The organism is Pseudomonas sp. NPDC079367 (genome assembly GCF_044542195.1).
Lineage (GTDB): Bacteria > Pseudomonadota > Gammaproteobacteria > Pseudomonadales > Pseudomonadaceae > Aquipseudomonas.
In genome coordinates this window covers 1-6,358 of sequence record NZ_JBITTW010000074.1, presented here as the reverse complement: position 1 = coordinate 6,358, position 6,358 = coordinate 1, and the positions used below count along the sequence as shown (strand labels likewise).

Annotated in this window: 7 protein-coding genes and 1 pseudogene; 5 read left to right on the top strand and 3 right to left on the bottom strand. The window is 58.0% G+C overall.

All coding sequences use genetic code 11. The features are described 5' to 3' along the window. Positions 1-452, top strand: a pseudogene (crc, locus tag ACIGDJ_RS27945) (catabolite repression control protein Crc); the annotation flags it as partial. A 68-nt stretch (positions 453-520) separates the two neighbouring features. On the opposite strand, the gene gltS reads toward crc, so the two are convergent. From gltS to rph, 3 genes are all read right to left on the bottom strand, one after another. After that, positions 521-1,729, bottom strand: a complete 1,209-nt coding sequence (gltS, locus tag ACIGDJ_RS27940) for a sodium/glutamate symporter (RefSeq protein ID WP_101161638.1) — start codon at positions 1,727-1,729, stop codon at positions 521-523. A 373-nt stretch (positions 1,730-2,102) separates the two neighbouring features. After that, positions 2,103-2,471, bottom strand: a complete 369-nt coding sequence (locus ACIGDJ_RS27935) for a DUF4870 domain-containing protein (protein WP_101161640.1) — start codon at positions 2,469-2,471, stop codon at positions 2,103-2,105. A gap of 25 nt (positions 2,472-2,496) precedes the next feature. After that, on the bottom strand, positions 2,497-3,219 hold the full coding sequence (gene rph, locus ACIGDJ_RS27930; RefSeq protein WP_027610407.1) for a ribonuclease PH: 723 nt from the start codon (positions 3,217-3,219) through the stop codon (positions 2,497-2,499). Positions 3,220-3,487: 268 nt separating this feature from the next. Between rph and ACIGDJ_RS27925 the strand changes: the two genes are divergently transcribed. From ACIGDJ_RS27925 to ACIGDJ_RS27910, 4 genes are all read left to right on the top strand, one after another. Beyond that, complete coding sequence (locus ACIGDJ_RS27925; RefSeq protein WP_016770639.1) at positions 3,488-4,351, top strand: YicC/YloC family endoribonuclease; 864 nt, start codon at positions 3,488-3,490, stop codon at positions 4,349-4,351. A gap of 13 nt (positions 4,352-4,364) precedes the next feature. Beyond that, positions 4,365-4,985, top strand: coding sequence for a guanylate kinase (gene gmk, locus ACIGDJ_RS27920; protein ID WP_039757364.1), 621 nt, complete (start codon positions 4,365-4,367; stop codon positions 4,983-4,985). Positions 4,986-5,153: 168 nt separating this feature from the next. Beyond that, positions 5,154-5,417: a DNA-directed RNA polymerase subunit omega gene (rpoZ, locus tag ACIGDJ_RS27915; RefSeq protein WP_039757363.1), complete on the top strand. Its 264-nt coding sequence runs from the start codon at positions 5,154-5,156 to the stop codon at positions 5,415-5,417. Between the two features lie 57 nt (positions 5,418-5,474). Beyond that, positions 5,475-6,358 (top strand): RelA/SpoT family protein (locus ACIGDJ_RS27910; RefSeq protein ID WP_397504702.1); only part of this gene is annotated, 884 nt, incomplete at its 3' end.

Sequence of the window (6,358 nt, the reverse complement as noted above, 5' to 3'; positions counted from 1 at the left end):
CTTCGGGGATGTACGGCGATGAGGTGTTGAACCAGAAGTTCAAGCTCATGGACGACTTCGGCAAGTACCTGGACAAACAGCGACGCAAACGTCGCGAGTACATTTATTGTGGCTCGCTGTACGTTGCGCAGCAGAAACTCGACATCAAGAACTGGCGCGACAGCCAGCAATCTCCAGGTTTCCTGGCGCCGGAACGCGCCTGGATGGACGAGATTGTCGGCAACATGGGCTATGTCGATGCGTTGCGTGAAGTCAGTCGTGAAGGTGACCAGTACAGCTGGTGGCCGGATAACGAACAGGCCGAAATGCTCAATCTGGGCTGGCGTTTTGATTACCAGATCCTGACCCCGGGCCTGCGTCGTTCGGTGCGCAGCGCACGCCTGCCGCGTCAGCCCCGGTTCTCGCAGCACGCGCCATTGATCGTCGACTACGACTGGACGCTGACTATTTAAGCGTCGTAAGCGCAGCCAAAGAAAATGCCCGCATCGTGAGACGCGGGCATTTTTCATGGGCGCCCTATCTAGACCGCCGCGAAGAATGGCAACGTCAGGTACAGCTTGATCACGATGACGTTCACGATATCGATGAAGAACGCTCCCACCATCGGCACCACCAGAAAGGCAATCTGTGACGGCCCGTAGCGTTGCGTCACTGCTTGCATATTGGCAATGGCCGTCGGCGTGGCACCGAGACCGAAGCCGCAATGGCCAGCAGCGAGCACAGCGGCATCATAGTTACTGCCCATTACCCGGAACGTCACGAAAATCGCGAACAGCGCCATGACCAATGCCTGCACGGCCAGAATAATGAAGATCGGCAACGCCAGCGCCGCCAGATCCCAAAGCTTCAGTGACATCAACGCGATCGCCAAAAACAACGAGAGGCTTACGTTGCCCAGCACTGAGACCTCGCGCTCGAATACCTGATACAAACCGAGCGCTGACAACCCGTTACGCAACATCACGCCCACAAACAGAACGCAAACAAACGTCGGCAGCTCGAAGGCAGTGCCCTGCAGCAAGCCATTCAAAAGATTGCCTGCGAGCAGGCTGACCGCAATCAACGCCAGTGTTTCAACGAACGAAAAAGGTGTGATCGAACGCTCTTTGTTTGGCTGTTCAAAACCTTTTGGCAGTCGCGGCGCTTGTTGCGCACTGCAGCCCGGCACTTGCACACGCTTGATCAGCAAGCGGGCGACGGGCCCGCCGATCAGCCCACCCAGGACCAGACCGAACGTCGCGGAGGCCAGCGCCAGCTCCGAAGCCGAGGCCAGACCATATTTCTCGCTGAACACCGCGCCCCATGCAGCACCAGTTCCGTGGCCACCGGCCAGCGTGATCGAGCCCGTCAGCAAGCCCATTAAAGGGTCGAGCCCGAGCAGGGTTGCCAAGCCGATTCCCATGGCGTTCTGCACCACCAGCAAGCCAATGACCGCCAACAGGAAAATGCCGACAATGCGGCCGCCCTTTTTCAGACTGGCAAGGTCGGCACTCAAGCCAATCGTGGCAAAGAACGCCAACATCAACGGTGTTTGCAATGATGTATCGAAGCGAACTTCAATATCGAAAGTGCGCAATATCAACAAAAGCACGGCAACCACCAGGCCGCCCGCTACCGGTTCAGGAATGTTGTAACTTCGCAGAAAGCCAACACGCGTAACCAGTCCGCGTCCGAGCAATAGCACTAAGGAAGCGGCTACGAGCGTGCCGTAAAAATCAAGCTGAATCATGTGGATTATTCTTGCTATGTATTCACAAGGCGAGCTTTTACCCTGGGCCCGACGGGTGAAATGGCTGATCGTCTCAACACTGATTACTAGGGAATTCAAGTGCCTTCGATGGCTTGAACATATCGAAATGTTTCAGCGGAAACATTACACCGAGCAACTTTAACAACCCGCTCGCGACACTAACAAGGACGGGGACAAACACTTGCCCGATAAGTTGTGACCAAAGATGTAACTGAAGAAATTCAGTTAATAGATGCCAAACCGCACATCGACAACAGACTAGTCCTACAACAAAAACCCATTATTTAATTGCATAAATAAAAAAATACCCCGACATCTCGGGGCATTTCTGGTACTGCCATTCAGCGGACCACTACTTGATCAGTCGCCAGGTGAACGGATATCTGTATGGGAAACCTTCGTTGGCCTTGACCCCTGCGATGATCGTCAGGACCAGTGCCGCAATCGCCAGCAAGCCAAACAGAAAGAAACCAATGATCAACAGCATGAGGAGGAAGCAGATCATCGAAGCAATGGCGACAGTGATCTGAAAATTCAGCGCCTCTTTGCCCTGCGCATCGATGAAAGGGTCCTTCTCACGCTTCATCTGCCACAGGATCAGCGGCCCGACGAGATTGCCGAACGGAATCCAGATCCCCAGCAACGCGGACAAGTGACAGAACATCGCCCACTGGCGAACCTCCTGGCTCGGTTTGGGCAGCAACTCTTGCTCGTCACTCATCACATCCTCCTTGTGGTCAAAAACCTCAGTCGGCCAGTGCAGCCTTCTGCAGCTCGAAGATTTCGTTCATGCCTTTCTTCGCCAGTTCCAGCATGGCGTTCAAGTCTTCCGGCTGGAACGGCGCGCCTTCAGCGGTGCCCTGTACTTCGATGAAGCCACCGGTGCTGGTCATCACTACGTTCAGGTCGGTTTCAGCAGCGGAATCTTCAAGATAGTCCAGATCCAGTACTGGCTCGCCCTGGTACATGCCCACCGAGACCGCGCCGATCATTTGCTTGAGCGGGTCGCCGCCCTTCAAGCCGCCGCGTTTCTTGATTACTTTCAAGGCGTCGACCAGTGCAACCATGGCGCCAGTGATGGACGCGGTACGAGTGCCGCCATCGGCCTGGATCACGTCGCAATCGACGTACAGCGTCACGTCGCCGAGCTTGGACATGTCCAGCGCCGCACGCAGGGAGCGGCCGATCAGACGCTGGATTTCCAGAGTTCGGCCGCCCTGCTTGCCACGACTGGCTTCACGCTGGTTACGCTCGCCGGTAGCGCGCGGCAGCATGCCGTACTCGGCAGTCAGCCAGCCCTGGCCCTGGCCTTTGAGGAAGCGCGGCACGCCGTTTTCGACGCTGACGGTGCAGATGACCTTGGTATCACCGAATTCGACCAGTACGGATCCCTCGGCGTGTTTGGTGTAGTTGCGGGTGATGCGGATCGAGCGGAGCTGATCGGCAGCGCGACCACTTGGACGTTTCATAGGGATACCTGTACTGAGGACGGAAAACTGCCGAGCATTATAGAGCCCCGCACCGCGAGTGGGCACTGGTTAAAACCGCCGGCCGACGACCGAAGCCCCTCAAGCGCGCATAACCGACGGGCTGCAGCGCTTTGTCACACCGTGTGTTTGGGCGCATTCACCGCACTGCGCTACAATCCTGCGCCTTTGCTGCCAGTCGGCTTAAATTCATTGAAATCGCGCCTGCGAAACACCGTTTCGCGCCGATCTGCATTGCGAGGTCACCGCCATGGTGCACAGCATGACCGCCTTCGCCCGCGTCGAAAAAGCCGGCGTTCAGGGCACCCTGAGCTGGGAACTGCGCTCGGTCAACAGCCGCTATCTGGAACCGCACCTGCGTTTGCCTGAATCGTTTCGTGACCTTGAGGGCGCCGTGCGTGAGGCGCTGCGTCAGGGCCTGTCGCGAGGCAAACTGGAATGCACGCTGCGCTTCACCGAGGAAAGCACCGGCAAGCCGCTGCAGGTCGACCGCGAGCGCGCCGCGCAGTTGGTCGCCGCTGCGGAAACCGTTGCCGGCCTGATCAAGAATCCCGCCGCGCTGAATCCCTTGGAGGTGCTGGCCTGGCCCGGCGTGCTGGTGGCCGATGCGACCGACCCGCAAGCGCTGAACGCCGAAGCGCTGGCGCTGTTCAATCAGGGCTTGAAGGATCTGAAGGCTGGCCGCGAGCGTGAAGGCGCGGAGCTGGCCCGCTTGATCAACGACCGCCTGACGTCCATCGAAGAAGACGTGGTGACCCTGCGTGAACTGGTGCCGCAGATGCTCGCCACCCAGCGCCAGAAAGTCCTCGACCGCTTCGCCGACATGAAGGCCGAGCTCGACCCGCAGCGACTGGAACAGGAAATGGTCATCCTCGCGCAAAAAAGCGACGTGGCCGAAGAACTGGATCGACTGAGCACTCACATCATCGAAGTCCGCCGGGTGCTCAAGTCCGGCGGCGCGGCCGGACGCCGCCTCGACTTCCTGATGCAGGAACTCAACCGCGAAGCCAACACACTGGGCTCCAAGGCCTTCGACCCGCGCAGCACCCAGGCCGCCGTCAACCTCAAAGTGTTGATTGAGCAGATGCGCGAACAAGTGCAGAACATTGAGTAAGGCTACCCCCGACATGACCCAACACACCGGCACCCTGTACATCATTTCCGCGCCATCGGGCGCGGGCAAGAGCAGTCTGGTCAAGGCGTTGACCGACGCCGATCCGGAAATCCGCGTCTCGGTCTCCCACACCACCCGCGCCATGCGTCCCGGCGAAGTGGACGGCGTGAACTACCACTTCGTGACCCGCGAAGAGTTCGTGAAAATGGGCGAGCACGGTGACTTCCTTGAACGCGCCGAAGTCTTCGGCAACTTCTACGGCACCTCGCAAAGCCGTCTGCAGCAGACGCTGGACGAAGGTCATGACCTGATTCTGGAAATCGACTGGCAAGGCGCCGAGCAAGTGCGCAAGCTGATGCCGCAAGCGCGCTCGATCTTCATCCTGCCGCCGTCGCTGCAAGCGTTGCACCAGCGCCTGACCAACCGTGGCCAGGACAGCGATGAGATCATCGACGGGCGGATGCGCGAAGCGGTCAGCGAGATGAGCCACTATGTCGATTACGACTACCTGATCATCAACGACGATTTTGCTCACGCGCTGGACGATCTGAAAGCGATTTTCCGCGCCAATCAGCTGCAACAGAAACGTCAGCAAGTACGTTTCGGCAAATTACTGGCTGAATTGCTCGGTTGAAACAGCACTTCCCAAAATGCCTGCAAGCGCTTTACATTGGTGCTTGCAGCGCGTTGAAGGGTTTGATCAAAAAATCAGCGCTTCCCTAATCGCTGGTGATTTTTTAAACTGCTCAGTCCGCTCGCCCAACCGGGCAGCGCGCATATTGCATTCGCTCCGAGGAATACCATGGCCCGCGTAACCGTTGAAGACTGCCTAGAACACGTGGAAAACCGCTTTGAGCTGGTCATGCTCTCTACCAAGCGTGCCCGTCAACTGGCCACCGGCGGCAAAGAGCCATTGGTGCAGTGGGAAAACGACAAGCCGACCGTTGTCGCGCTACGTGAAATTGCTGAAGGCGTGATGAGCTACGAGTACATCGCCGAGCAGGAAATCGTCCAGGATGAGCCGCTGTTCGCAGCGTTCGAGGACGAGTCGAACGAGGCCGTCTAAGCCTATGCCTGGTCGACGTAGCACGGCGCGGGGTCACAGCTTGCGGCAGGATTCATCATGCCGAGCATAGACGCCCTCGCCGATCGCTTATCGACCTACCTCGGCAACGACCAGGTCAACCTGGTCCGCCGAGCGTATTTCTACGCCGAACAAGCCCATGACGGTCAACGCCGTCGCAGCGGTGAAGCGTATGTCACGCATCCTCTTGCCGTGGCAAATATTCTTGCCGACATGCACATGGACCATCAGAGCCTGATGGCCGCGATGCTGCATGACGTGATCGAAGACACCGGTATCGCCAAAGAAGCGCTGCAAGCGCAGTTCGGCGAAACCGTGGCCGAACTGGTCGACGGGGTCAGCAAACTGACCCAGATGAACTTCGAAACCAAAGCCGAAGCCCAAGCCGAAAACTTCCAGAAAATGGCCATGGCCATGGCACGCGACATCCGCGTGATCCTGGTCAAGCTCGCCGACCGTCTGCACAACATGCGCACACTGGAAGTGCTGTCCGGGGAAAAACGCCGGCGCATCGCCAAGGAAACCCTCGAGATCTACGCCCCCATCGCCAACCGGCTGGGCATGCATGCGATCCGCATAGAATTCGAAGACCTCGGTTTCAAGGCGATGCACCCGATGCGTTCCGCGCGAATCTATCAGGCGGTCAAGCGCGCCCGGGGCAATCGCAAGGAAATCGTCAACAAGATCGAAGAATCCCTCGGCCATTGCCTCGCCATCGACGGCATCCAGGGTGAAGTCAGCGGTCGGCAGAAACACCTCTACGGCATCTACAAAAAGATGCGCGGCAAGCGTCGGGCGTTCAACGAGATCATGGACGTCTACGCGTTCCGGATCATCGTCGACAAGGTCGATACCTGCTACCGCGTACTGGGTGCTGTGCATAATTTGTACAAACCGTTGCCCGGGCGCTTCAAGGATTACAT

Coding starts and splice junctions, on each gene's coding strand:
- gltS (WP_101161638.1), bottom strand. CDS start 1,729: ATGATTCAGCTTGATTTTTACGGCACGCTCGTAGCCGCTTCCTTAGTG.
- ACIGDJ_RS27935 (WP_101161640.1), bottom strand. CDS start 2,471: ATGAGTGACGAGCAAGAGTTGCTGCCCAAACCGAGCCAGGAGGTTCGC.
- rph (WP_027610407.1), bottom strand. CDS start 3,219: ATGAAACGTCCAAGTGGTCGCGCTGCCGATCAGCTCCGCTCGATCCGC.
- ACIGDJ_RS27925 (WP_016770639.1), top strand. CDS start 3,488: ATGGTGCACAGCATGACCGCCTTCGCCCGCGTCGAAAAAGCCGGCGTT.
- gmk (WP_039757364.1), top strand. CDS start 4,365: ATGACCCAACACACCGGCACCCTGTACATCATTTCCGCGCCATCGGGC.
- rpoZ (WP_039757363.1), top strand. CDS start 5,154: ATGGCCCGCGTAACCGTTGAAGACTGCCTAGAACACGTGGAAAACCGC.